The 24797-nt window shown below is 35.0% G+C and carries 23 protein-coding genes and 1 pseudogene; 7 read left to right on the forward strand and 17 right to left on the reverse strand.

Annotation, left to right across the window (positions count from 1 at the left end; all coding sequences use genetic code 11):
• Nucleotides 1-63 precede the first annotated feature (63 nt).
• Nucleotides 64-297 carry a DUF6341 family protein gene (locus ACZZ9T_RS00100; RefSeq protein WP_463440418.1) on the reverse strand — a complete coding sequence of 78 codons (234 nt, stop codon included), beginning with the start codon at nucleotides 295-297 and terminating at the stop codon, nucleotides 64-66.
• A gap of 42 nt (nucleotides 298-339) precedes the next feature.
• Between ACZZ9T_RS00100 and ACZZ9T_RS00105 the strand changes: the two genes are divergently transcribed.
• Both ACZZ9T_RS00105 and ACZZ9T_RS00110 read left to right on the forward strand, forming a co-directional pair.
• Nucleotides 340-1245, forward strand: coding sequence for a DUF6427 family protein (locus tag ACZZ9T_RS00105; protein WP_463429424.1), 906 nt, complete (start codon nucleotides 340-342; stop codon nucleotides 1243-1245).
• Nucleotides 1246-1256: 11 nt separating this feature from the next.
• A complete protein-coding gene (locus ACZZ9T_RS00110; protein ID WP_463440419.1) occupies nucleotides 1257-1841 on the forward strand; it encodes a DUF3109 family protein in 585 nt (194 codons plus the stop codon).
• A gap of 80 nt (nucleotides 1842-1921) precedes the next feature.
• Here ACZZ9T_RS00110 and ACZZ9T_RS00115 read toward each other — a convergent pair whose 3' ends face one another.
• From ACZZ9T_RS00115 to ACZZ9T_RS00150, 8 genes are all read right to left on the reverse strand, one after another.
• A complete protein-coding gene (locus ACZZ9T_RS00115) occupies nucleotides 1922-4774 on the reverse strand; it encodes a M16 family metallopeptidase (protein WP_463440420.1) in 2853 nt (950 codons plus the stop codon).
• A gap of 156 nt (nucleotides 4775-4930) precedes the next feature.
• The gene (locus tag ACZZ9T_RS00120) at nucleotides 4931-5617 is read right to left on the reverse strand and encodes a LolA family protein (RefSeq protein ID WP_463429427.1); all 687 of its coding nucleotides are present in this window, start codon (nucleotides 5615-5617) and stop codon (nucleotides 4931-4933) included.
• A gap of 133 nt (nucleotides 5618-5750) precedes the next feature.
• On the reverse strand, nucleotides 5751-7085 hold the full coding sequence (locus ACZZ9T_RS00125) for a trigger factor (RefSeq protein WP_463440421.1): 1335 nt from the start codon (nucleotides 7083-7085) through the stop codon (nucleotides 5751-5753).
• A gap of 142 nt (nucleotides 7086-7227) precedes the next feature.
• On the reverse strand, nucleotides 7228-7797 hold the full coding sequence (locus tag ACZZ9T_RS00130) for a hypothetical protein (protein ID WP_463440422.1): 570 nt from the start codon (nucleotides 7795-7797) through the stop codon (nucleotides 7228-7230).
• Between the two features lie 43 nt (nucleotides 7798-7840).
• The gene (locus ACZZ9T_RS00135; protein ID WP_463440423.1) at nucleotides 7841-10225 is read right to left on the reverse strand and encodes a TonB-dependent receptor; all 2385 of its coding nucleotides are present in this window, start codon (nucleotides 10223-10225) and stop codon (nucleotides 7841-7843) included.
• Between the two features lie 217 nt (nucleotides 10226-10442).
• A complete protein-coding gene (locus ACZZ9T_RS00140; RefSeq protein WP_463440424.1) occupies nucleotides 10443-10799 on the reverse strand; it encodes a hypothetical protein in 357 nt (118 codons plus the stop codon).
• Nucleotides 10800-11096: 297 nt separating this feature from the next.
• On the reverse strand, nucleotides 11097-13031 hold the full coding sequence (locus tag ACZZ9T_RS00145) for an ABC-F family ATP-binding cassette domain-containing protein (protein WP_463429432.1): 1935 nt from the start codon (nucleotides 13029-13031) through the stop codon (nucleotides 11097-11099).
• An 80-nt stretch (nucleotides 13032-13111) separates the two neighbouring features.
• Entirely contained in the window at nucleotides 13112-13729 is a 618-nt protein-coding gene (locus tag ACZZ9T_RS00150; protein WP_463440425.1) for a DUF5715 family protein, read from the reverse strand.
• Nucleotides 13730-13962: 233 nt separating this feature from the next.
• On the opposite strand from ACZZ9T_RS00150, the gene aqpZ reads away from it, so the two are divergent.
• Nucleotides 13963-14679: an aquaporin Z gene (gene aqpZ / locus ACZZ9T_RS00155; protein WP_463440426.1), complete on the forward strand. Its 717-nt coding sequence runs from the start codon at nucleotides 13963-13965 to the stop codon at nucleotides 14677-14679.
• 50 nt (nucleotides 14680-14729) lie between these two features.
• On the opposite strand, the gene ACZZ9T_RS00160 is transcribed toward aqpZ, so the two are convergent.
• From ACZZ9T_RS00160 to ACZZ9T_RS00175, 4 genes and pseudogenes are all read right to left on the reverse strand, one after another.
• Nucleotides 14730-15275, reverse strand: coding sequence for a hypothetical protein (locus ACZZ9T_RS00160; protein ID WP_463440427.1), 546 nt, complete (start codon nucleotides 15273-15275; stop codon nucleotides 14730-14732).
• A 130-nt stretch (nucleotides 15276-15405) separates the two neighbouring features.
• Nucleotides 15406-16395: a long-chain-fatty-acid--protein ligase gene (locus ACZZ9T_RS00165; protein WP_463440428.1), complete on the reverse strand. Its 990-nt coding sequence runs from the start codon at nucleotides 16393-16395 to the stop codon at nucleotides 15406-15408.
• 196 nt (nucleotides 16396-16591) lie between these two features.
• Nucleotides 16592-17364, reverse strand: a pseudogene (locus ACZZ9T_RS00170) (UDP-2,3-diacylglucosamine diphosphatase).
• 24 nt (nucleotides 17365-17388) lie between these two features.
• On the reverse strand, nucleotides 17389-17835 hold the full coding sequence (locus ACZZ9T_RS00175; protein ID WP_463429438.1) for a 6-pyruvoyl trahydropterin synthase family protein: 447 nt from the start codon (nucleotides 17833-17835) through the stop codon (nucleotides 17389-17391).
• 95 nt (nucleotides 17836-17930) lie between these two features.
• Between ACZZ9T_RS00175 and ACZZ9T_RS00180 the strand changes: the two genes are divergently transcribed.
• Together ACZZ9T_RS00180 and ACZZ9T_RS00185 are read left to right on the forward strand one after the other, a co-directional pair.
• A complete protein-coding gene (locus tag ACZZ9T_RS00180; protein ID WP_463440429.1) occupies nucleotides 17931-18584 on the forward strand; it encodes a ComF family protein in 654 nt (217 codons plus the stop codon).
• Nucleotides 18585-18654: 70 nt separating this feature from the next.
• The gene (locus ACZZ9T_RS00185; protein WP_463440430.1) at nucleotides 18655-19341 is read left to right on the forward strand and encodes an alpha/beta fold hydrolase; all 687 of its coding nucleotides are present in this window, start codon (nucleotides 18655-18657) and stop codon (nucleotides 19339-19341) included.
• 3 nt (nucleotides 19342-19344) lie between these two features.
• Here the strand turns inward: ACZZ9T_RS00185 and upp are convergent, their stop codons facing one another.
• The 3 genes from upp to ACZZ9T_RS00200 all read right to left on the reverse strand — a co-directional run bounded on the left by upp (nucleotide 19345) and on the right by ACZZ9T_RS00200 (nucleotide 22181).
• Entirely contained in the window at nucleotides 19345-19995 is a 651-nt protein-coding gene (gene upp, locus ACZZ9T_RS00190) for a uracil phosphoribosyltransferase (RefSeq protein WP_463440431.1), read from the reverse strand.
• 106 nt (nucleotides 19996-20101) lie between these two features.
• Nucleotides 20102-21412 (reverse strand): ribosome biogenesis GTPase Der, encoded by a 1311-nt coding sequence (gene der / locus ACZZ9T_RS00195; RefSeq protein WP_463440432.1) that lies wholly within the window; start codon nucleotides 21410-21412, stop codon nucleotides 20102-20104.
• A 130-nt stretch (nucleotides 21413-21542) separates the two neighbouring features.
• Entirely contained in the window at nucleotides 21543-22181 is a 639-nt protein-coding gene (locus ACZZ9T_RS00200) for a hypothetical protein (protein WP_463440433.1), read from the reverse strand.
• 84 nt (nucleotides 22182-22265) lie between these two features.
• Between ACZZ9T_RS00200 and ACZZ9T_RS00205 the strand changes: the two genes are divergently transcribed.
• Both ACZZ9T_RS00205 and ACZZ9T_RS00210 read left to right on the forward strand, forming a co-directional pair.
• Nucleotides 22266-22724: a heme-binding domain-containing protein gene (locus ACZZ9T_RS00205; protein WP_463440434.1), complete on the forward strand. Its 459-nt coding sequence runs from the start codon at nucleotides 22266-22268 to the stop codon at nucleotides 22722-22724.
• 11 nt (nucleotides 22725-22735) lie between these two features.
• Complete coding sequence (locus ACZZ9T_RS00210) at nucleotides 22736-23149, forward strand: thiol-disulfide oxidoreductase DCC family protein (protein WP_463440435.1); 414 nt, start codon at nucleotides 22736-22738, stop codon at nucleotides 23147-23149.
• Nucleotides 23150-23194: 45 nt separating this feature from the next.
• Here the strand turns inward: ACZZ9T_RS00210 and ACZZ9T_RS00215 are convergent, their stop codons facing one another.
• Nucleotides 23195-24631 carry an alpha-amylase gene (locus tag ACZZ9T_RS00215; protein WP_463440436.1) on the reverse strand — a complete coding sequence of 479 codons (1437 nt, stop codon included), beginning with the start codon at nucleotides 24629-24631 and terminating at the stop codon, nucleotides 23195-23197.
• Between the last annotated feature and the right edge of the window lie 166 nt (nucleotides 24632-24797).

The following is a 24797-nucleotide window of genomic DNA, read 5'->3' on the forward strand; positions in this document are numbered from 1 at the left end:
TAAATACCAACATAAAAAAGACCGATCAAAAATGACCGGTCTTTTTATTATATAACCAATTAATTAACCTTCTTTTTTATAGATCGAGGGATCATAATAAGGGTTTTTACCCTCAGTTGGGGAATAATATTCTTTGTCTTTGTCTCCTCCAAGTGTTACCACCAAGACATAGCACCAATATGTAAATAGTACGCAACAAACGATGAATAAAATCCAGTTGAGTACGTTTCCAAAGGTTGAGAAAAACCCGAAAGACCATTTGAAAACATCACTTAAGAATAGAAAGAAAGACGTCATTATTTTCCTTTTTTAAATTAACTTTGCACAAATTTATAAAAAATGTTTAGATTACTTTCAAAAGAAAGCAATATTTTTTCAATTCCTGTTTACATCGGCTTTCTTCTGTTTGGAGTAATTATATTTAATATCCTGAATTTCAGCACATATGAGGCGATCATTGCCGTGATAACATTTTTAGGAATCTCTTTGGGATATTTTTGTTTTAATGCCATTGCTCTGAATTACCAAACGCATCTGCCGTTATTTCTCTACACATTTTTTGTTTTTGGATTGTATCCGGGAACATTGGATATCGGAATTGCCGTATCATTGCTGACCAATGCTTTCCTTTTACTACTGCTTACCAGTACAGATGAAGATCTTAGAAAAAAATCTTATGTTTTGGTAGGTGCAATTCTAGCGCTGAATTTTATATTTCTTCCTACCATCTGGCCTACCATTTTATTTGTACTGATTCACCTGATTGTAACTTCAGACAGAATAGGACTCAATATTTTCAGATTTATTTTAGGAATGTCATTAATTGCGTTCAGTTATTTCTCTTTAATGTTTTTCTTTAAATTCAACGAGTGGAATTCGGATTACCTGCCATTCGGAAAAATAAAATTCGTGACAGATTTCACCGAACTCATCCCATTAATTCCAATTTTTATGATGTTGATCTATGCAATATATGATCATTTTAAGCATTATAATAAGAAGAGTCCTGTAAGCAGATATAAATATTCTTTTCTGCTTGTATTTTCATTTGCCCAGCTCGTAAGCATTGTTTTATACATGAATAGTAATTACGAATATCTGCTGCTGTTAGCATTTCCTGCAACCATAATAATCAGCAGAATGCTTAAATTTTTGCCGAAATACTGGATTCAGGAATTAAGTTTATGGGTAATTATTGCGAGCTTAATTACTTTTAAAGCAGGAACACATTTCGATTTATTTTAAAAAAAAAAATTATGATTCAAATAGACGATAAATTAATTTCTGAAGATATTTTCTCTGAAGAATTTGTATGTAATCTCACCAAATGCAAAGGTGCTTGTTGTGTGGAAGGTGATGTGGGAGCACCGTTAGATAAGGACGAATTGGTTATTTTAGACAATATTTTTGATAAAATAAAACCCTATCTTACTCAAGACGGAATAAAAGCTCTGGAAGAACAGGGAACATGGACAACCGATCCGATGGACGGAATGTACGTCACCCCGATGATTGAAGATGCCGAATGTGCCTACGTTACATTTGACGAAAGAGGAATTACAAAATGCGGGATCGAAAAAGCCTATGAAGACGGATCTATCGACTGGCAAAAACCGATCTCTTGTCATCTATACCCGATACGGGTTACAGAATACTCTTCATTCACTGCTTTGAATTACCATGAATGGCCTATTTGCAACGATGCCTGTACTTTAGGTAAAGAACTTCAGGTTCCGGTATATAAGTTCTTAAAGACGCCTTTAACACGTAAATACGGAGAAGACTTTTACGCAACGTTAAGCGAAGTTGCCGAAGAGTGGAAAAAGGAATATGGATCTTAGTTGAAATCTATCGCTTTACTAAAAACAAACAACCGCAGAAAATCTCTGCGGTTGTTTTATTCATCGATTAAGATGAATGATTACCTGGCTACAGAAGCTGTTACGCTTGCAGTTTCAGTTTTCTTTGGTGCGCTTTCCCAACCGTCTTCAGGCATTAAGGTCGCAACTATTCTGTTTTTCATAAGATATTTTTTAGCAACATCCTGCAAATCTTTTACAGTCAGTGCTTTTACTTTATCCTGATAATTTAAGATTTCATACTTATCACTTCCATCCAACTGATTTTTTGCGATAGCATTCATCCAGTAGCTATTATCTTTGATGTCTGTATTGTAGTCATTCATTTCACCTTCTTTGTACTTATCAAGATCTTTCTGATCAGGACCTTTTTCAATCAGTTTTTGAATTTCGGTGATTGCACTTTTAGTCAGTTTATCCGCATTCTCAGGTCCACATGGGAAACTGATGCTAAAGCTGTAGTTTCCGTAAGGAACTTTACCCATTCCCCCTCTTGCTCCGCCACCGTAGATTCCGCTTTCGTCTTCTCTCAGTTTTTCAATAACTTTTATTGTAGCCACTTCTCCTAGTGCAGATAATGCCATAGCTTCTTTCTCGTTATACGGAGTTTCTCCGGAATAAACGATTTGAACCATACTCTTAGGATCTTTACCTTTCTTATACACTTTGGTGTGATCACCCGTTATCGATCTGTATCCTGTATCTTTAAAGTTGGTCGCTTTTCCAGAGCTTGGTAAGCTTGCGATATACTGTAAAACTTCATTTTTAAATTTAGCTTCATCAATGTTTCCTACGAAATAGAAATGGAAATTACCGGCATTGGCAAATTTATCCTTGTATACATCGTACGCTTTTTTGTAATCAGTGGCTGCCCAATCTTTTTCCATCGGAATTAAACCAATAAATCTCGGATTCTTCTGTTGTGTAAATTTAGCATGCTCACTGGAAAAGTAGAACTGAGGATCAGAAAGTAAATTATCCATCATGGCAGACTGCTTCATTTTGTAAGCATTGAATGCTTCCGGACTATAATTTAATCCTGTAAAATAAGCATAAATTAGCTCCAATGCAGAACCAAGATCTTTTTGGTTGGTTCTTCCATTGATTCCTTCAGTTAAAGTACCGATAAAAGGATTTACACTTGCCTGCTTCCCTGCTAAATAATTGGTAAGATCTGCTTTAGAATTGCCATTTACACCCGCTTCGGCTAAAGCCTGATAAGCAAATTGGGTTTTGTTATAATCTGAATCATTCAATAAAGAATTTCCACCTAAACTTCTTGCCGTGAAAACAATTTCATCATCTTTGAAATCTGTTTTTTTGAAAGTAACTTTTGCTCCGTTTCCTAAAGTCCAGGTGGTAGTACCCAGCTTGGCATCAGTATCTGTTGTAGCAATTTTACCTTCAGATTTGAAAGGTTTAACCAAATTTTTGATTGCGGCTTTCTCTTCGTAAGGTTTTAGATCTGCCATTTTTACATTATCAAAGGTTTTTAGAACCATCGCTTCAGTTGGCATTGTAATATTGTCCTTCTTCGGACCGGTAAGTATCACTACTCTGCTGTCTTCTTTTACCATTTTCTTGATCACCTCATTAGTCTGAGCTAACGTAACTGTTGGTAAAAACTTCTTGGTATCTTCATATTCCCAGGCGATTCCCGGCATCGGTTCCTGCTCCAGGAAATTTCTTACATACTCGTCTATCAACATATCGCTTTCCGTTTTGTCGCGATTGTTGTAGGATCTTTCCATATTAGACATCATTTGAGCCTTTGCTCTATCTAATTCGCTTTGAGTAAATCCAAATCGTTTTGCCCTTTCCGTTTCTTCCAGTAAAACCTTCAAAGCACTCACCTGGTTTCCATCTTTTACCATCGCATATCCTTGGAAAGCTTCTTTTGTTCTGCCCACAACACCGCCGTGATATACAGACCCGAATGTGAACGGAGGGTTGTTTGAATTGACCAATTCTCTCAATCTGTTGTTCAGCATTGTGGTGGCCAGATTTTCTACCAAGCTTTGGTTGTATTGTTCTACAGTAACGTCTGGTGAGTAAGATTCCGTATCTTTCATCATAAACTGAACCATAGAACTGGTAGCATCAGGATCGGTTTCTATTGCTACAAGAGTTTGCTCGTGGTTGGGTAAATCAAAAGTTTTTCTTTCTCTTGGCTTAGAAGGATTTTTATATTTGGTGAAATTATCTTTAATTTTCTTTTCTACTTCTTCTACATTGATATCTCCCACCACTACAATTGCCATCAAATCTGGTCTGTACCAGTCTTTGTGAAACTGTCTGATCACATCTGGATTAAAGTTTTGCAGAACCTCCTTTTTACCAATAGGTAATCTGTCGGCATAGTGAGATTTGTGCAACATCTTAGGAAGATACTTATCAGACATTCTTTTGTCTGCACCTAATCCCAGTCTTAATTCTTCAAGTACAACGCCTCTTTCTTTATTAATCTGCTCGTCCGTCAATGTTGCGTTAAAAGCCCAGTCTTCCATTACTTTAAGACCTGCATCAAAATTTCCGGGCTTGTCTAAAGGAACAGGAAGCATATAAACCGTTTCGTCAAAGCTTGTATATGCATTAAGATGCTGACCGAATTTCACGCCAATTGACTGTAGAAAGTCTACCAGTTTGTTATCCGGGAAATTTTTGGTTCCGTTGAAGTTCATATGCTCCATAAAGTGGGCAAGACCTCTTTGGTTTTCGTCTTCAAGGATAGATCCTGCATTGATTGCCAAACGGAAATCTACCTTTTTTTCGGGTAATGTATTTTTTTTGATGTAGTACTTCATCCCATTTGGAAGAGTTCCTGTTTTTACAGATGCATCCATCGGGATATTCTGTGCAAATGCACCAGATGAAGCCATAAAGACAACTCCCAATGACAATAGAATTTTTTTCATACAATTGATATTTAAATTTTCGGGATAAAAATATACATTATTCACAATTACAAGAAATTTTATTTGCCAGATTTTAGTTAAAATTGAGTTAAAATTATTTTTATAAAAAAAGACCGGAAAATTTCCGGTCTTTTGGGTATATTAAAATGATGTATTCTATTTGAAATCAGCTTCGCTCACTCCAGAATTCAGTGTGATCTTTGTTGTTTTGATGGTCACTTTTTGTCCACCACCTTCAGCTTCTATCAGCTCAGGAAATTTAATTCCGTCTACCGTCATATAACTTTTCATGACCGCATCTCCCTGTCCGCTTCCTGCTTTGTAAAGCAAACCTGTAGCAGCATCAAAATAAAATTTTCCTTTATCTGAAGATAACACATGGTAATCTTTCCCATCTATTTTTTCAACCGATACCGTTTGAAAACTTGCAGGATCATAAGACAGTGCATCAATCGTCTGACTTTTTTTCAGTTCAGGAATTTTATCTGCCGGAAATTCAGTTTTTGCTCCCATCTGGTTCATATATCCTTTTTCGCCGTCAAAGACCTGAGTCATCTCCTGTCCCATTACCGTTTGTACAGATTTGAATTTATTTCCCATTTTCTTTGTGGTAGAAGTGATCTCCATACCTTGTGCTGAGATTACGTTTTCAATAACGGTAGATTTTACAGCTTCCAGTTTTGATTTCCCTCCAAGAGCAGTAATATAGTTATCAATTACCTGTTTTGGAGTGATCTGTGATGTAGCTGCCGCAGATTTTACGGTAGCCGTAGATGTTTTTTGCGCTACTGCTGATGTAGAAAAAAGTACAGCGCAGAAAAACGGAACGATTATCTTTTTCATATTACTATTAAATTTATGGTGTAAATATAGGAAATTTGATTGGTATAAGGATATGAAGATTTGCATTGAAAAATAGAATCATCAACAACAAAACCCACCAAGTTGGTGGGTTTTAATTTATATAAAAAGTAAATTACTTCTTCAATTCTTCTAAAAACTCGTCGTGAGAGATTACAGTTTCTTTTTTAGTCGCTTTTTCAAGAATTACATCTTTTAGTTTTGCCATAGCAACTTCAGAAGAGATCTGTCTTACCTGCTCCTGGTCTTTCAACATTTCAACAGCGTATTTCTGAATTTCTTCGTCTCCTAAATGATGAATTCCATAGATCGCCAATTGGTTTCTTACCAACTGCTCTGCCTGAGCCAAAACATCAGCGTAATCTAATTTGATATCATTATCAGACATCAATTTACCTTCGATGATCTGGTATTTTAACTGAGTTTTCTCTGCTTCAAGAATTCCTTTTGCCTGCTCTTCAGACTGGATGTTCTGGTTTGAGAATACCAACCACTTCGTCAGGAATTCTTCAGGAAGCTTTACTTCTTCTTTTTCAGAAACCTGCTCCAATACTTTATTCACAAAGTGTACGTCTGCATTTTGCTGGAAGTATTCATCAAGCTCAGTTTTTACTTTATCTTTAAGTTCTTCTTCACTTTTGATATTTCCTTCACCGTAAACTTTATCAAACAATTCCTGATTAAGTTCTGCTAAGTTTAAGCTGTAGAAATCTTTTACTTTCACTTCAACTTCAGCGTGGTGTAAATGCTCAGCTTCTTCTTTAGTGAATCCTAGTTCTTTAGCCAGGTTTTCGTCAGAAGTAAGAGTTTCTTTAGAAACTTTCACAGACTCATCCATTTTCAGCCCTTTTACCAATTTGAAAACGTCCTTGTTTTCAGCAGTAATGGTAGCATTTTTAGGTTGGTGGTGGTGCTCACCTTCAGCATCTTCTTCCACTACCTGAGAAATTTCCAGGTTGATGTAAGAATCTTTAGCGATTTTGTCTTGCGGAACCTGCTCTGCAAAACGTTTCTGCATATTCTCGATGCTTTTGCTGATTTCTTTATCAGAAGCTTCTACTTTGTAATGAGGAGCTTCGTATTTAGCCAAATCTATAGTAAATTCTGGTTCGTAACCAACTTCGAAAGCAACTTCCAACTTCTCTGCATTGTGATTGAAATCATTTACAGGCTGAGGAACTGGCTGACCAACCAATCTTAGTTTGTTTTCGTTGATATAGTTATTCAAAGCATCAGAAACTTGTTTGTTGATTTCTTCGAATGCAATCCCTGCTTCATATTGCTTTCTAACCATACTCAAAGGCACTTTTCCTTTTCTGAAACCAGGAACCTGTGCGTTTTTAGCATAATTAATCAATTGCTTTTCTACTTTTTCTTTGTAGTCAGATTTCTCCAATGTTACTGTAAGCAATGCACTTACATCATCATGGTTTTTTGCGGTAACCTTCATTATTGATTAAAATTTTAGGTTGCAAAAATATGAATTTTTTATTAAAATGAATCATTAAAGATAAATTCTTCGTCATCAAATATTTATAAATAAAAAAACCACTGAAATTTCAGTGGTTTTTGTCTGCCATAAAAGCTTTTTATTAATTGCTGAGGTTAAACGTAGCTTCTGCATCAGTTTCACCGCCTACTACACTTCCCCATGCCGTACCATTTTGCGCAGAACTTGCACTTTGCGGAGCGTGGATTAAATCTAATTTTAAAAACGGTGCAGAAGAATTAACTACACTCACCACATTCCATTTGGTTATAAGACCTACTTTGCCTAAATCTCCTGTTGATAATACACCGTCTTCTCTCGTAAGATTAATAGTAGATTTAGGAAAATCAAAAATAATAAAATGCTCGTCTTTAGCATCAATGATTTCCTGCGTAACATCATCATTACCATTATAAAATCTCGTGTTTACAATATAAGATTTTCCGTTGGTAAGAGGAATGGTAGGAATTCCTCCTGCTCCTATGCTGTAGTTATACTCTACTGCAATTGCTCCCGGCGCGTCTTCTTTTACTAATAATAGGATATTTGTAAGCTCTTCCTGTGGAATATCGTCTTCATCTGCCGAATCTCTCTGGCAAGAAACAACACTGATTGTGATGAATAAAACCGCTAATAATTTGATAATATTTTTTGTATTGAATACGTTTTTCATTTTGATAATTTTAAAATTTAATTAAATAATTTTTTAGAATTTTTTAGAATCTGTATCTAAAGTTTAAAATAAAGTTTCTTCCTGCCTCATCTGCGAAGAATCTTAAACGATTCAGGTAATCTCTGTACGAAATATTGAAGACATTATTCACGATAAGACCTGCAGAAAGATTTTTGCTGATATTTACACCTGTCTGAATATTCCAAAGTGAATATCCGTTTGGCGGTGTGCTGAAATCGATCTCTGTATTGACCAATTCACCATCCAAATAAATTTCCAGTGGAGCATTTCTGATCGGGAATCTGGTTTGTCTTAAAGAGGTTTGATTTTCAACAGTGAAATAAAAATTATTCCATTTTTCTTTCTTGAATTGCAACGCATTGGAGAAATTTGGAGGCATCATTAAAATCAACGGTTCGTTGTTGGTTTCGTCCTGGCCGTGAACATAACTTCCTTTTCCAACATAAGTAAAATCTTCAGTCAGTTTCCAATTGATATCCAGGTCTAAACCGTACATTTTGGCATCGATCTGCTGATATTGCCATTCTGGGAAAACTCCCCTGATTGTCCCTTTGATACCGACCGGAACTTCATTAATGAAATTTTTGGTCATAAAAAAATAAGGATTTACGGAAATATTAAGTCCTTTCAACACATTAAATCTTGAATCTACTGTAAGATTGAACTGATGTCCCTGCTCATTTTTCAATGCCATATCTCCGGTTTCAATGATTCCTGCAGAATGATGTAATCCGTCAGAGAATAATTCTGCAACATTCGGAGATCTGCCTACTTTCGCATAATTGAATCTGAGATCAAACATAGAACTAGGGTGATATTCCAGCCCTGCATTAAATGAAACATTATTATAATTCAGTTGAGGACGTGTCAAAACTCTGTTTTGATCAGTTTTCACATAGAACTGAGGAAAAACATCTGCATATCTTTCTTTCCAATCACTTTTATCATACCATTTGGTGACATCATAACGGGCAAAATCATATCTCGCTCCTGCTTCAAAATTAAAATCCTGAGAAATTTTATACTTAAAAACAGAATAAATTCCCGCAGAATATTTATCATAATTAGGAATCAAACGTCTTGCTTTTGTCGCAGGATCTGAATAATTGTTTTGAAAACCTGCATCAATTCCTGTTTCCAGAGACCATTTTTCCCTTTCCAATAAATCATTTAGGTTAAACTGATGGGTCATTAATTCGAGATCCAAAGAAGGGATGTCTTTCAACTCTCCTCTTCTGATGTCATATTCCTGTCTGTGATTGTACTGATAGCTGTATGTTGCTGATAATTTTCCTATATTTTCAAACCTTTTGAAAGCAGAAACTTTCGCAATTTGATGCTCAACAACCTGTCTAGGATTATCGATATCATAACTGAATTTTCCTGAATAAATCGGTGGATTTGCGCTCATTGCACGGTAATAATCACCTGAATTGGCAACATGAGAATCTCTCAGAATCCCAATGTTTTGGTTGGTTAAATAATAATCAAATGAAATTCCTTTTTCATAAGAATTATTCTGAACCGTAAAATTAAAAGATGAAAAATCCATTCCTGTATTCTTCAGGTTGTAATCAGGAGCACTTTGATCGCCCAGTTTCTTAATGCTTCCGCCAGACTTTACAGCCCATCCGCTTTTCCAGACTTTAGCAACATCTGCATCAAAAGCCAGACCTCTTCCGTTGGAAATACCTGAAAGACCGACTGAACCTTTGATTGTATCTTTTTTAGGAAAAATTTCAGGTTCCATTACCACGACTCCACCGATGGCATCACTTCCATATTTCAATGCTGATGCACCTTTAATGACATCGATATGTTGAAAATTATTGATATCAACATTTGGTGCATGTTCTACTCCCCATTCTTGTTCTGCCAGTTTTACTCCGTTATTTAAAATAGCGATTCTACTTCCGTACAGCCCATGAATAATAGGTTTTGAGATGTTATTTCCTGTTTTTAACGCGGTAACACCTGAAATTTTGGATAATAAATTCCCCAGATTATCGGTAGAATTTCTTTCTATCTCCGTTTTATCAAGAGTTTTTATAATTAAAGAACCGTTTTTCTTGTGATTTCCATGTATGGTTACCGTTTCTATATCCTGAATATGGTGCTCAAGAGTAATGACGAGATGCATATCCTGTGTAATTCCTACATTTTCAGTATAATCATTACAATCAGGATGTGTAGCAATAAGTATATATTTCCCAGCAGGAATTTTATTGAATGAAAACTTCCCTTTTTTGTCTGTTTTAGCAGTAAAATCTCCAATTTTTACCACAGCATTTTGCAGCATGGTTTTATCATGGAAATCCTGAACAACACCTGCTACACTATGGGTTTTTTGTGCGTTTGTAAATGCAAATCCTGTAAGGATCAACATTAAACTATATATCAATTTCATTGTAAATAGATAGATTTCGTACTTTAAAAAAGCACATTCTTAATCGTGAAAATAAATGAATAGCGGATTTGTACATGCAAAATATACAGTGCATTAACGTGTTTAGATGTATAGAATACATTAAATTGTTATTCTTAATGACTTAATAGCCCCCATTTTCCCATTGAGTGAGGTAAGCCTTAAAAATTTAAGTCAAATCCGGTAAGTAAATCTGTAATTAAGAAATTGTGGGTGGACCCCGAAGCTGAAAAGTGAATTTTGTCTGAGACCAAACTCTTTCCTGAACCGCAATAATTTGCTCTACCTCGTGCGTATAGCTCTCGAAAGCAAAACTAAATTCTTCGGGAATTAAGGTGTTTCCGGTTGCTAAGAAATGACAGGCCAAACAGTCGCCGGCTTTTTCTTTAGAAAGGTTTTTTGAAATATTATTCTCTGATTTTTTTAAATTAAAACCTATAAAAACATCAGCAGAATCGTGACTGTGAAAGCTTGAAGAAAACAGCGCAAAAAAGTAGATCCCAAACATCAGCTTGGAAATAAAACTTTTCAGATTTCTGCTTTCTTTAAAAATCATCTGGCAAAAATAAGAATAATATTTTAAAGCTTTTTAAATAAAGATTAAATTATAGTTATTTAATGATGATTGTATCTTTATTCACAAACGTATCGCTCCTACGGAGCTCAAATCATTGTTATACTATTTACAAACATGATGATGTTATGGAGTTTCAGCTTTTTAAAATAAATCCTCAAATTTACAATCTGGAGATTACTTCATTTACAAATCGGATATGTGTAAAAAGCACTACTTTTCACAACAAAAAAAAGATGAGTGATACACCCATCTTTATTATTTATATTGAATAGAAAATCAACCAAGTTGTGTTCCCAGATATTCCCATTCCTGCAAAGCTGCATCAAGGTCTTCTTTCGTTTTGTTGTATTTTTCTAAAGTTTCTTCAGAAGGATTTTCAGTCGTAAATGAAGCTTCCATATTTTCGATAGCTGTTTCCAACTCAGAAATTTTTTCTTCTACTTTTTTGATTTTATTCTGAATATTCTTTTGTTCTTTGCTTACGATGACAGTAGATTTAATTTCAGCTTTGGCTTGCTTTTCTTCAGCTTTAGCTTTTTCTACAACCTTAACCTCATCATCATGAAGTTTCGCTTTTTCGGCAGAGATTTCTCTAATGGATTCTTTTTGTCTGAATTCAAGATACTCATTCACACTTCCTAAGAATTCTTTCATTCTGCCATCACGGAATTCGTAAATCTTATCACAAAGTCCTTGCAGGAATTCTCTGTCGTGAGAAATCACAATCAAAGTACCTTCAAACTTCTGTAATGCCAATTTGATAATCTCTTTAGACTGAATATCCAAGTGATTGGTAGGCTCATCCATAATCAACGTATTGAAGGGACGAAGCAATAATTTACACAATGCCAAACGGTTTCTTTCCCCTCCGGAAAGCACTTTGGTCTTTTTATTTACCGCTTCCCCCTGGAATAAGAAAGAACCCAATAAATCTCTTACTCTAGGTCTTGTTTCTTCGGTTGCAGAATCTTCTGCTTCTTCCAAAACGGTTTTATTTGGCGTTAAAACTTCTTCCTGATTTTGGGCGAAGTATCCGATATTGACATTATGACCCAAGTTCCAGGTTCCTGAATAATCCTGAATATCTCCGGCAAGAATTTTCGCCAAAGTTGTTTTCCCCTGTCCGTTTTGTCCAAGAAGAGCAATTCTGTCGCCTCGCTGAACGATGAAATCTACCTCATCGAAAATCTGCTTTTTACCATAAGCTTTACCCAAGTGTTCAGCTTCAAAAATTACTTTCCCGGGAACAACAGATTGTACGAAACGAATATTGAATTTTGAAACGTCTTCATTATCAACCTCAATACGGTCAATTTTATCTAATTTTTTAATAAGCGACTGCGCAAAAGATGCTTTGGTAGCACTTGCACGGAACTTATTAATGTTATCTTCCATTTGTTTGATCTCCGCATCCTGATTCTTTTTTGCCTGAATCAGTTTTTCACGGCGTTCTTCACGCATCACCAAATATTTGGTGTAGTTGGTTTTATAATCGTCTACTTTTCTGTTATTCACATCAAAAGTACGGTTACAAACTGCGGTCATAAACTGTTTGTCGTGACTTACCAAAACGATTGCACCGGGATAATCTTTCAAAAAGTTTTCCAACCAGATGATTGATTCCATATCCAGGTGGTTGGTAGGCTCATCGAGAAGCATCAGGTCATTTTTCTGAAGAAGCAGTTTTGCCAATTCAATTCTCATTCTCCACCCTCCGGAAAATTCGTCTGTTATTTTTTGGAAATCATCTGCTTTAAAACCTAAACCAAACAATACTTTTTCAATATCCCCTTCCAGATTGTAAGCGTCATGATGCATTAAAATATCGTTCAGCTCCGTCATTTTGTTGATGATGTCTGTATAGGCATCACTTTCGTAATCGGTTCTTGTTGCGAGCTGATGATTGACTTCTTCCAATTCATTTTTCCATGCATTAATTTGCTCAAAAGCCTGCATGGTTTCATTCCAAACGGTTCTTCCTTTTACAAAATCAAGATCCTGTTTCAGAAAACCGATGGTAATATTTCCTTCCGGAACCACCAAACCTTCATAAAAAGTAATTTCTTTGGAAAGCATTTTCAGCAAAGTGGATTTTCCCGCTCCGTTTTTACCAACCAAACCAATTTTATCATCCTTTTTAATGGTGAAATTCACGTTTTGAAACAAGTAGTTTCCCGAATGATGTAAGCCTAAACCTTGAACCGAAAGCATCTTTATGAGTAATTAATGATGAATAATGTCTACCGAATATTTTTCGGGTGCAAAAATACGGAAAATAAAGGACTTTAAATTTAATAATTCTTAACTGTGACGTGAAAACAGCTTTGCTGACGTTCTTTGATGTAAAAAATACGACCTGCATCAGCATAATATTTCAAAACTTTTTCTAAAGCTGCCTCTAATTTTGGGTTTGTTTTCAGTTTATTGTTAAATCTCACGTACGAAATATCAAAGGAGTTCCCATAATTATGCGAACTGATTCCCATTGAGGCATTAGAATTAACTTTTCTTAATCTACATTGGTCTTCGAGTGTTCTGGTAAGGGATGAAACAGTAAAGGTATGTCCTTTACTTTCTTTACTGAATCTTGAACCTATTTTTTCTAAAGTCGTTTTAGCTTTTGACACTAAATAGGGTCTGCTGTAATCCAGTTTTTGAACCCTATATCCCTTCCCTGTTTTTTTTACGGTATGGAATTTACCTTTATTGATATACTTCTGAACTTGCGAAGTATTTTTAAGAATATTCACATTAAAACTCTTGGATGCCGCTAGATGCGGCTTGTACAAAGGAGTGGGTTCAACTTTCAAAACTTCTGTTAAATCATAGCATGATGTAGATTTTTTTAAGGCCTGACCATTGAAAAAATAATAAAAAAAGAAAAGCAGAATACAAAGCAACTTTCTCATTAAGTACAATTTTGAAATTAAATATAAAATAATTGATTGTGCAATTCCAAAGATATTAAATTAATGCATTCTCATAATATTTTATGAATAAAATCTTTATCATAAAAAAAGTTAATAAATTACATAAATCGCACTCATTTTTAAATATTATACACAATAATTTATTTAACATCAATTAAGTTTGAATAATTAATTTTTGTACATTCGCTGAACAATTTAAAAATACATTAAAGATGATTTCAAAAACTTCAAAATTCGTGGCTGAGATGCTCGGCACAATGGTACTTGTTCTCATGGGATGCGGAAGCGCAGTGATTGCAGGTGCAGATGGTACAACAGGAGTAGGACTTCTGGGAATTTCTTTCGCATTTGGTTTAAGCGTGGTAGCAATGGCTTATGCAATAGGTCATATTTCGGGATGCCATATCAACCCTGCCATTTCAATAGCCATGGTTGCTGCAGGAAGAATGAAAATTGATGAAGCAATTCGATACATCATTGCCCAAATTATTGGTGCAATTATGGGCGCAGGAATTCTATATGTGATTTTCACCAATCACCCAGGTGCGGAAATGGGACCATGGGCATTGGGATCAAACGGATGGGGAACAGGATATTTGGATGCTTACAATTCCACAGCTGCATTTGTTGCTGAATTTATTTTTACTTTTATTTTCCTGATGGTGATATTAGGTTCAACTTCTACGAAAAATATCAACGGTGGATTTGCAGGTTTAGCCATTGGATTTTCTTTGGTGTTGATTCATATTGTCGGAATTAAAGTAACAGGAGTTTCTGTAAATCCGGCAAGAAGTATTGGCCCGGCTATTTTCGCAGGTGGTGAGGCACTTTCACAGCTATGGCTATTTGTTGCTGCACCGGTTTTAGGAGGTGTTGCAGCAGCTTTCACTTACAATGTATTAATGGAAAGACCAGAATCTGCAAAATAAACTTCACAACTATATATCAAAAATAAATCCTGTCTTTCGGCAGGATTTTTCTATTTCGGTTTCTTTATTTCGAAAGGATTTTTAAAAATAAGTTCTTCGTGTTTTCCTTTTATTTCTAATTTTCTCTGTAATAAATTAAGTGCCATTTTTCGAATAAAAAGATCTTTATCATTCAGTTTCCAATAAGAATCTTCGTGTACTTTTTTGGGTGAACGGATCATATAGAATTCTGTATCCCAACTATCTTCATTGTGATAAAACTCAATAATTCCGCAGTGTTCGGGAATTTGAGAATGCTCAATCATTCCCATCGGAAGTAGAAAACTAAATGCATTACAAGGATAATCGCCACAACAAATTTTGTCATGCTTCAGGAATTTTTCTCCGGTTTTTGTATTAATATATGACTTTTTAAAATCGTTTTTAAAATCACTCTTTGAAAGTTTGATTTCAATTTCATGACTGAAACCTTCAGAATCAATAATCAAAACATCTGCTTCCCAATCTGAATGAAAGTGATTGCTCAACACGATTTCTTTCTCAAAATCGCAATTCGCATGAATGTAAGCATGAACCAGTTCTTCTATTTTAAGCACGTTTTAAGTTTTTTTTATTTAAACGCAAAGTCCGCAGATTTCTTAATATTATTGAGCATATTTTTTCGTTCGCAAAGGCGTTCCATTTAGCAAGGACTCAAACCCTAACACTCTCCTACTTTCAAACCCGTTAACTCACTAATAGACTACATCCACGAATATCCGAATGATCTATTCTTCCCAGCACCTGAAATTTCTTCTCATCTTCTGTCAACAATTTACCCAAATCCTGCGTTGCAATGAATGCACATGAGTGAATATTTGCCAGATCGATAATATTAATTGCTCCCGTTTTTCCGGCAGCTTCATAACTAAAAGGATCTTCTACATTTCTGATCAAAACCCTCATCCAATTTGGACATTCGTAAACATTACTGCCTAAAGAATAAGCCTGGGAAAGCAATTCTGTCATCGAATATTCTGAGTATATTTTCTCAGTTTTAAAACCTTCCTGAAGAATTATCAACAGTTCGTCTTTCGTCATTTCTCCTTTACGCCCTTTCATTCCGCCCGTTTCTATAACGGCCAGATTGTTATATTGTTGGAGTATCGAGGAGTTTGATGTACAATAATCCAGAAAATCCAGAAGCGCAAAAGAAACTCCGAAAAGAATGACTTTCTTGTCTTTTAATTCATTTAAAAGCTTCAATAAATCTGCGTGATTGTAAAGAAAATATCCATTTTCTGGTTTGTCTGATTTTTTCATCAGAAAATCCACCATATAAATCAATGATGAGTTTTGTTTTTCGAGATAACTTGGAAGCAAACCTAAAAATATGAAATCTTCAGGCTTTCCGATGAACCGGTCGAAGCTTTTGTAAATGCTTTCCTGATATATATTTTCGTTTGTAATGAAATGTTTAGACAAATTCATCTGCGTTGTTCCGGAGCTTTGAAAAAACAGATCTGTAGAAATATTCTGATCTACAATCTTATGATTTTTAAACATCTCTATCGGCAAAAAAGGAATTTTATCTAATGACTTCACTCCTTCAATGTTGATATTCAGATAATCTACAAATTTTCTGTAAACCTCAATATTTTTGTATTGATACCGAAAAGTTGTCAGTGCCACATCCAAAAATTCTTGTTCGTTCTGTATGTCAAATATACTTTTCAATTTAATTTAAAATAACTTTTGTGCCTTATTGATTCATTTTGAATCATATAGGAAATTTGATTGTAATTTTAAGAAATAATTAATTTAAAAACTTAAAAATTGGTTAGGTTATTGCAATTCAGTCTTCAGAATATGGATTAGATATAACAGCCGTAGAAACTGTTATTCAGGAATTACCTCTTTGGAGGTAATTTTTTTATGTATGCTCAAAAGTTTTCAATTCAAAGTTATTTTCAAAAACTCCGTACGTAAAATAAGAAATCCAGTCTCCAAGATTGATGTATTTTGAATTTTCATTTAAATCTAAAACCATCGGCAAATGTCTGTGACCGTAGATAAAATAATCGATTTTTTCTGTTTTCAGCTTTTCTTTTGAGTAGATGATCAGAAACTCTTTTTCCTCACCCAAAAACGCTTTGTCTTCATCTCCGGAAATCATTTTATTTTTCTGCGACAAGTACAAAGCAACTTTCATTGCAATATCGGGATGAAGCCATTTAAAAAACCATTGTGCAACAGGATTTGTAAACACTTTCTTCATTCTTTTATACCCTTTATCTCCGGGTCCCAAACCATCACCGTGAGCCAGCAAAAACTGTTTTCCTCCAATCTCAAAATATTGCTTTTTGTAGAAAACGGTGCATCCTATTTCTTCTTCAGATAATCTTTCATCCAAAGATCATGATTTCCGACGAAAAAATAAATCTGAACACCCCTATCTTTTAACTCAGCAATTTTCCCCAAAACACGTACATAACCTTTCGGAATTACATGTTTCCATTCATGCCAAAAATCGAACAAATCACCCATCAGAAATAAAATCTGAGCATCTTCTTTGATCTCATTCATCCAACGGATAAATTTCTCCTCACGAAGTTTGCTTTCCTTAGGATTCGGTGCTCCAAAATGCTGGTCTGATGCAAAATAGACTTTCTTTCCGGGTTCTAAATGGATGGTAGTTTTCAGCACGTCTCTAGTTTAAATCAGGAAATATTATTGATTGTCTTCTGCATACCATTCTCCGTAAGAGTTTTCTGTCTCATGAAGCTTCAGATAAGCCAAAGAAACATCAGCCGGAAGTTTTGATTTTATTTTTGCAGCGATGGCGTACAACATATTCTCGCAGGTCGGCTGAAAATTGCAGTAAATTACTTTCTGACCTTTATTTTCTAATTCTTCACCCATTTCTCTGTGTGGAGAAGCACCGTTGATCAACACAGAATGATCCCAAACATCTACAATTTCAGCTTTCACAATTGCTTTAATATCTCCGAAATCTACCACCATTCCGTTTTTGGGGTTTTCCAGATCATTGATCGGTTTTCCTTTTACGGTAACGAAAAGTTTGTAAGAATGTCCGTGCATATTTTTACATTTCCCATCATAATTGTACAAAACATGAGCAGTCTCGAATGTAAAAATTTTTGTAATACGTATCATGGTGCAAAGATAGAGAATTTGATTAGAAAATTGAATTTCAAATATAGTGCTTATGTATTGAAATTTTTATTAATTTTATCTTTAAACACACACAAATGATTTTAGACTTATTCTTCCCAAACCGCTGCATTGACTGTAATAGAATTATCGATGGTGATCTGATAGTTTGCAACATCTGTTTTGAACAGATTCACTTTACCCATTTTGCTTACTTTTCTGAAAACAGTTTAAAAGAAAAATGCAAATTGCTCTTTCCCATTGAAAATGCGTATGCTTTGATGCAGTTTGAACATGAAAATCTCAGCCGAAAAATCATTCACCAGTTAAAATACAGAACTCGTGAGAAAACAGGTAAGATTCTTGCAGATTGGGTAACTGAAAATTTAGATTTTAAAAACGAAAAGCCAGATTTGTTGGTAAGCGTTCCGCTTCATCCAAAGAAAGAAAAAGAAAGAGGCTACAATCAACTTCATTTATTTACTGAAACATTGTCTGATTTTTATAAAATTCCTTTTGACCACAGTTTACTAAAACGAAATTATTATTCTAAAGCTCAGGCTTTAAAAGACAGACAACACCGTCTGGAAAATCAAAATACGTTTTCTTTAACTCAAAATATTTCAAATCAACACGTTTTACTGATTGACGATGTTTTTACCACAGGAAATACTTTGGCTATTATTGCCTGGGAAATTTTGAAAGAAAGGAATAATAAAGTGAGTGTTCTGGTCATGGCGATGGATGAGTGATTGATCGTAACAGGGATAAAAAATGTTTTCATTTGAAATATTTTTATTAATTTCCCACAAAACAATGACCATGAGAAACCTTATTTTATTACACGGAGCATTAAGTCACAGCGATGTTTTCACACCGTATTTAGATCAGCTTTCAAAGTATTTCAATATTTATAGCCCTTTGTTTTCGGGGCACGGAAGTAAAGAGTTGCCGCTAAACGGAATTACTATTGAAAAATACACACAAGAATTAGCAGAATTTATTGAACAGGAAAATCTTAATAACGTTGATATTTTCGGACATAGTATGGGCGGTTATGTAGCACTTTATTGTGCTTCACAAAATCCCGGAAAAATAAATTCAATAATGACATTGGGAACAAAATTCAACTGGACGAAAGAACAGGCTTTGAAAGAAAGTACAATGCTCAATCCTGATATAATCACAGAAAAAGTTCCTAAGTATGCAGAATTATTAGAGTTTCAACATGGTACAAAATGGAAAAAACTACTTCCTGCAATTGCTGAAATGATGATTTCTTTAGGTAAAAATCCGCCTTTACAGGATGATGTTTTAGAAAATATAGAAATTCCTGTTCAGATCATGGTCGGAGATCAGGATCATATGGTCACCATTGAGGAAAGTACAGAAGTCTACAGAAAACTAAAAAAAGCAAAACTAGCCGTACTTCCCGATACAAAACATCCTGTGGAAAAAATACGACCTGATTTATTATTTGATCTGATGAAAGATTTCTGGAATCTGTAATGATTATCTCTGCAATTTCTCCCCATAACTCAAATCTCCCGCATCGCCCAATCCCGGAATAATATATCCTTTTGAAGTTAAATTTCCATCAATCGCTCCGACCCAAATTTTCGCTTCAGGATAAGCTTTTTCGATGGTTTCTACACCTTGTTTGGATGCGATTGCCGCAACGATGTGCAATTGGGAAGGTGTTCCGTTGGTCAGCAAATCTTTGATGGCTTCAATTAAAGACGCACCGGTTGCCAACATAGGATCTGCCACAATTAATGGTTTTCCATCGATACTCGGACAGGTTAAATAATCCTGCTTGATAGAAAAATAATCATTCGCATCATGTTTTCTGTAGGCTGCTACAAAACCGCAATCAGCTTTGTCAAAATAGTTTAAAATCCCCTCAAATAAAGGAACGCCAGCTCTTAAGATTGTTGTAATGACAGGTTGTACTGCAATTTCCTGAGTTTTGATGGTGTCTAACGGAGTTCTAATTTCAACTTCTTTTGTTTCCAAATCTTTACTGATTTCAAACGCAGCAATTTCTCCGATACGCTCCATATTCCTGCGAAATCTCATTCGGTCATGTTGAATTTCTACATTTCGGAGTTCGTTAATCCATGAATTAACTAAAGAAAAAGTTTTAGAAAGTTCTACCGTCATAATTTTGATTGTTCTGATAGCAAAACTATGAAATATAAAATAAATCCCTCTCAGAAATTACTGAAAGGGATTATATTTTTATGATTTTAAATGGAGATTAATCCGATTATTTTTGTCTGAAATATACTTCAATAGGAACTCCGGTAAATCCGAATTCTTTTCTTAACTGATTTTCTGTAAACCTCTTATATGCTTCTTTCACATATTGCGGCAAATTACAGAAAAATACAAATTGTGGAGACGGCGTTGGTAACTGCACACAATATTTGATTTTAATAAATTTTCCTTTATTTGCTGGTGGAGGTGTACGTTCGAAAATAGGAAGCATCACTTCATTTAGTTTTGAAGTTTTAATTTTCTTTTTACGGTCTTCATAAACAACCATAGCCATTTCCACCGCTTTCAGGATTCTTTGTTTCGTTAAAGCTGAAACAAAAAGAATTGGAATATCACTGAACTGACCTATTTTATCTCTGATTGATTTTTCAAAATCTCTGATGGTATTGGTATGCTTATCTTCAACCAAATCCCATTTGTTAACCACAATTACGATTCCTTTTCTGTTTTTCTGAGCCAAACCGAAAATATTCATATCCTGAGATTCCCAACCTTGAGTAGCATCAACCATAATGATTACCACATCAGAATATTCTATAGAACGAATCGACCTCATGACAGAATAAAATTCCAGATCTTCGTTTACTTTAGATTTACGACGCATTCCTGCAGTGTCTACCAATACAAACTCATGTCCGAATTTGTTGTAAAGTGTCTGGATACTGTCTCTTGTAGTACCTGCAACATCAGTAACAATGTTTCTGTCGGTATCAAGCAAGGCATTTGTCAAAGTAGATTTCCCTACATTGGGACGACCTGCAATCGTGATTTTTGGCAGACCTTCAAACGGATCTTTGTAATCTGTCGTCGGAAAATCTCTCACTATATCATCCAGAATTTCTCCCGTTCCTGACCCTGTAGCAGAAGATAAAGTATAGTATTTTTCGATTCCTAACTGATAAAATTCTGTAGCATCTACTTCTTCTCTAGCAGAATCTACTTTATTAATCACAATATATACAGGTTTATTGGCTCTTCTCAGCATTTCATGGATCTCGTAATCCGTATCTGTAAGTCCTTCTTCCACATTCAGCATAAAGATGATAGATGTAGCTTCATCAATTGCCAACTGTACCTGTTTTGAAATTTCTTCCTGAAAAACGTCTTCACTATTTACTTCATAACCACCCGTATCAATCACGGTAAAGTCTACCCCATTCCAGTCAGATTTTCCGTAATGACGGTCTCTGGTAACTCCGGAAGTAGAATCTACGATAGCTTCTCTTCTTTCAAGCAAACGATTAAAAAGTGTGGATTTTCCTACGTTGGGACGCCCAACGATTGCAACTATATTTGACATAAAAAATGTTTAATAACCCTTGAGATTACACTCAGGATCAGATTATCAATGGGTTACTTCAACTATTGAAGCCCAATTTTTTTTGCAAAGATAAGGTATTATTATTTAGCAGAAAATGCTGATGACGATTTCATCGCCCAATTACTATCCAGCCAACACCGTCACTCTGAATCTGATATCTCTGACTTCCGCTAATCGTTGTAATATTGGTATTGGTTACATCATCATAAATTCCCGCTCCCGAAACTGTGGAGATTGGTTTTGATGCAATTCCGGTACTGCCAATCAATATATAAATTCGTCCTTTACAGGTGCTTGCATCAGGAAGAGTAATCCCGGTAGTACCTCCGTAGATTCTTAGTGTATGATGTTTATCATTCAGTAATAAATTTCCTGAATTAGGAGTTTCATAAGGAGTTGAAAATGAATTTAAAGCAAGGTTTCCGGATACTACTTTTACCCACTTATTAACAGAAGTCTCTCCATCAAAATAATAATAACCGGGTGAAGTGACATCTATTGTTTGACCACTGGGTGAAGGATCTGCAACAGTAACATAAACCAGAGAGCCAGATTGTGCGGTAGTGTAAAGTTTTATCTTTAATTGACCAGCTTCAATTCTGGGAGCGATAATCCCATCCAGTTTATTTCCATCAGAAGGATACCCTACAACATCTAAAGTAGCTTTTGGAGATTCTGTATTAATACCTACCTGTGCATTAAACAAAAAACCAGTTAATAATAGAACTGATAATAGATTTTTTTTCATACATTTATTTTTCGATACAAATATATATTATTTTTCAAAAAACAACACTAATTCGGAAATAATTATTTATTAACAGCAAAATTTATGAAAAAAATACTTATTATTTTACTTGTAGCATTTATAATCATTCAGTTTTTTCCCATTGACAAAACCAATCCGCCTGTAAATAAGGGAATGGATTTTTTGACCATTAAAAATACCCCGCCTGAAACAGCCAATATAATTAGTACTTCGTGCTACGACTGTCATTCAAACGAAACAAAATATCCGTGGTATTCCAGTATTGCACCCTCATCATGGTTTTTGAAGAACCACATTAATGAAGGACGTCAACACTTAAACTTCTCTATATTTGCAATGTATGAACCTAAAAGGCAGATTCATAAAATGGAAGAATGTATAGAAATGATTGAAAAAAAAGAAATGCCGTTAGAATCCTATTATATTGGTCATCAGGATGCCAAACTGAGCGACCAGCAAAGAAAGCAATTGGTTACCTATTTTAAAAAGCAAATACAAGACACGCAGATAAAAATGCAATAAATTTAAGAATCATGGAGGAAAACTGGAAAAATAAACACATTGTATTTTTCGACGGCGAATGTGGAGTCTGTAACTTTTGGGTGCAATGGATTTTGGAACGAGACAAAAATGACCAATTTATGTTTGCATCACTGCAATCTGATTTTGGACAAAAATTTCTCTCAGAAAGAGGTCTTGAAACCAAACAATTCAACACCCTGTATCTTTGGAAGCCCGAAGCATATTATTTGATAAAATCTCGCGCAGTTCTTAAGATTGCAGATTTATTGGGTGGTATTTATAAATTATCTGCAGCAGGAAAATTGTTCCCCGCTTTTTTGAGCGATAAGATTTATGATAAAATATCTGAAAACAGAATGAAGCTTTCTGCTCAAAAATGCTTTTTACCCGATCAGCATCAGAAGAAAAAATTTATCGAAGTTTAGTTTAAATAAAAACTGCCTCAATCATGAAGCAGTTTTTTTATTCAGTTATTGATTGAGTGACCAAATAGAATAACTGTTTGGCGGACATTGAATTTTCACCCATTTGTCTCCCTGTGTTGTAGGATACCAAGATGAATGACCTGTGAAATCTTTAATCTGTTGACTGCTCCAGTTTGTCTGGATCCATCTTTCCTGCCAATGAGAAGAACTATTGATATAAACGACTAATCCCGGGTTTCCGTTATATCCGTTTCTTCTGGCAATATATTCGTCGTTATCCGTATAAAGAATGGATGTATTTCCTGTTGCTTTATTATTATGAATCCAAATCAGGTTATTAAGCCTTTCTTTGTTCAGCCATTCTTCATAATCTCTGTAAAACATCGTTGGATAACCTTCATGAGTCAGGATATAGGAATATGCCAACATTTTATTATTAATAATATCCGTATCATGATTGGCAACGAAGGTTACAGCTTTGTAGGGATTTCTTTTCCACATCATATCGTCGTTTAGAACGTTTAGATTTCCGTTATCAAATGCTTCATCCATTTTGTAGTAAGCAGCAAAATCAAACACAGAGCTATTTGCGTTGTTTGCCCACCATTCTAAGGTATTTACGTTAGAATCCCATAATTCACCAACAGAAAATCCGCCAATGTTTGCATTCCATGTATTGACAACCCAAGGTCCAAAACCTTTAACGTAATCAAATCTCCATCCGTCAAATTTCATTACATTTTTATAATATTTACCTACAGAATCTTCACGCTCCCACAACCAGTTTTGTACATATGGATTTGCATGGCAAAGATCCGGGAAACCTCCAAAAGCTCCTTCATCATTATTTCCGTAAGAATTTTTGTAAAAATCTTTGTAGCTTCTTTGAAACTTACCTGATGCAACGCCAGAAAAATCGGTCCACGTATTCGTTCCGGTAAAAGGATTGGCCTGAGATTGCCCGCCACTGTTGTGATTCAGGACAATATCTGCATACACCTGCATGTTTTCGTCATGCGCTTTTGTGATTAGTGCTTCAAGTTCAGTTTTTGATCCGAAACGGGTTTCCACGGCTCCATTCTGATTATAATTCCCAAAATCAAAGTAATCTGTAGGATCATATCCCATTGAATAAGATCCGTTCTGCGCTTTTGAAACAGGAGGCAGCCAAATAGCGCTCATTCCTGCATTTGACCAAGCTGGTAATTTATCTTTAACTGTATTCCACCATACCCCGCCATCCGGTACGTCCCAATAGAAACCCTGCATCAGAACTCCTCCACCGGGTCCTGAAATAAACTTTCCGTTTACAGAATTACTATTTCCCGTATTAAAAGGTCTTCCATCATGATTCGTTACCTGAACAGTTTTGTCATGAATGTTTTGCTGTTGCGGGTTTTCAATCTCTACCTCTTCATTGCTTTGACAGGAGGTGATCATAAGTAATGCCAAAAGAGAAACTAAATAATGTGTTTTTTTCATTTAAAATGTATTTAATTATTAAAACTGATAACAAAAATACACTTTTTGCGAAATAAATTTCAAAATTTCAAAAAATTTATAGGTATCTAAAAATAAGCTGTATTTAATTGTTATTTTTTTGCTAAAAAAACATAAACTTTTCAGTTTTTCAATTCATTATTTCTAT

Source organism: Chryseobacterium sp. AC417, from assembly GCF_979258215.1.

Bases quoted from the DNA above. Each gene is read 5' to 3' on its own strand.
- ACZZ9T_RS00175 (WP_463429438.1), bottom strand. From the start codon at position 17,835: ATGATACGTATTACAAAAATTTTTACATTCGAGACTGCTCATGTTTTG.
- ACZZ9T_RS00215 (WP_463440436.1), bottom strand. From the start codon at position 24,631: ATGAAAAAAACACATTATTTAGTTTCTCTTTTGGCATTACTTATGATC.
- ACZZ9T_RS00115 (WP_463440420.1), bottom strand. From the start codon at position 4,774: ATGAAAAAAATTCTATTGTCATTGGGAGTTGTCTTTATGGCTTCATCT.
- ACZZ9T_RS00105 (WP_463429424.1), top strand. From the start codon at position 340: ATGTTTAGATTACTTTCAAAAGAAAGCAATATTTTTTCAATTCCTGTT.
- ACZZ9T_RS00130 (WP_463440422.1), bottom strand. From the start codon at position 7,797: ATGAAAAACGTATTCAATACAAAAAATATTATCAAATTATTAGCGGTT.
- ACZZ9T_RS00200 (WP_463440433.1), bottom strand. From the start codon at position 22,181: ATGAAAAAAAATCTATTATCAGTTCTATTATTAACTGGTTTTTTGTTT.
- ACZZ9T_RS00120 (WP_463429427.1), bottom strand. From the start codon at position 5,617: ATGAAAAAGATAATCGTTCCGTTTTTCTGCGCTGTACTTTTTTCTACA.
- ACZZ9T_RS00145 (WP_463429432.1), bottom strand. From the start codon at position 13,031: ATGCTTTCGGTTCAAGGTTTAGGCTTACATCATTCGGGAAACTACTTG.
- ACZZ9T_RS00125 (WP_463440421.1), bottom strand. From the start codon at position 7,085: ATGAAGGTTACCGCAAAAAACCATGATGATGTAAGTGCATTGCTTACA.
- ACZZ9T_RS00110 (WP_463440419.1), top strand. From the start codon at position 1,257: ATGATTCAAATAGACGATAAATTAATTTCTGAAGATATTTTCTCTGAA.
- ACZZ9T_RS00150 (WP_463440425.1), bottom strand. From the start codon at position 13,729: ATGAGAAAGTTGCTTTGTATTCTGCTTTTCTTTTTTTATTATTTTTTC.
- ACZZ9T_RS00185 (WP_463440430.1), top strand. From the start codon at position 18,655: ATGAGAAACCTTATTTTATTACACGGAGCATTAAGTCACAGCGATGTT.
- ACZZ9T_RS00100 (WP_463440418.1), bottom strand. From the start codon at position 297: ATGACGTCTTTCTTTCTATTCTTAAGTGATGTTTTCAAATGGTCTTTC.
- ACZZ9T_RS00205 (WP_463440434.1), top strand. From the start codon at position 22,266: ATGAAAAAAATACTTATTATTTTACTTGTAGCATTTATAATCATTCAG.
- ACZZ9T_RS00140 (WP_463440424.1), bottom strand. From the start codon at position 10,799: ATGATTTTTAAAGAAAGCAGAAATCTGAAAAGTTTTATTTCCAAGCTG.
- ACZZ9T_RS00180 (WP_463440429.1), top strand. From the start codon at position 17,931: ATGATTTTAGACTTATTCTTCCCAAACCGCTGCATTGACTGTAATAGA.
- der (WP_463440432.1), bottom strand. From the start codon at position 21,412: ATGTCAAATATAGTTGCAATCGTTGGGCGTCCCAACGTAGGAAAATCC.
- ACZZ9T_RS00135 (WP_463440423.1), bottom strand. From the start codon at position 10,225: ATGAAATTGATATATAGTTTAATGTTGATCCTTACAGGATTTGCATTT.
- ACZZ9T_RS00210 (WP_463440435.1), top strand. From the start codon at position 22,736: ATGGAGGAAAACTGGAAAAATAAACACATTGTATTTTTCGACGGCGAA.
- aqpZ (WP_463440426.1), top strand. From the start codon at position 13,963: ATGATTTCAAAAACTTCAAAATTCGTGGCTGAGATGCTCGGCACAATG.
- upp (WP_463440431.1), bottom strand. From the start codon at position 19,995: ATGACGGTAGAACTTTCTAAAACTTTTTCTTTAGTTAATTCATGGATT.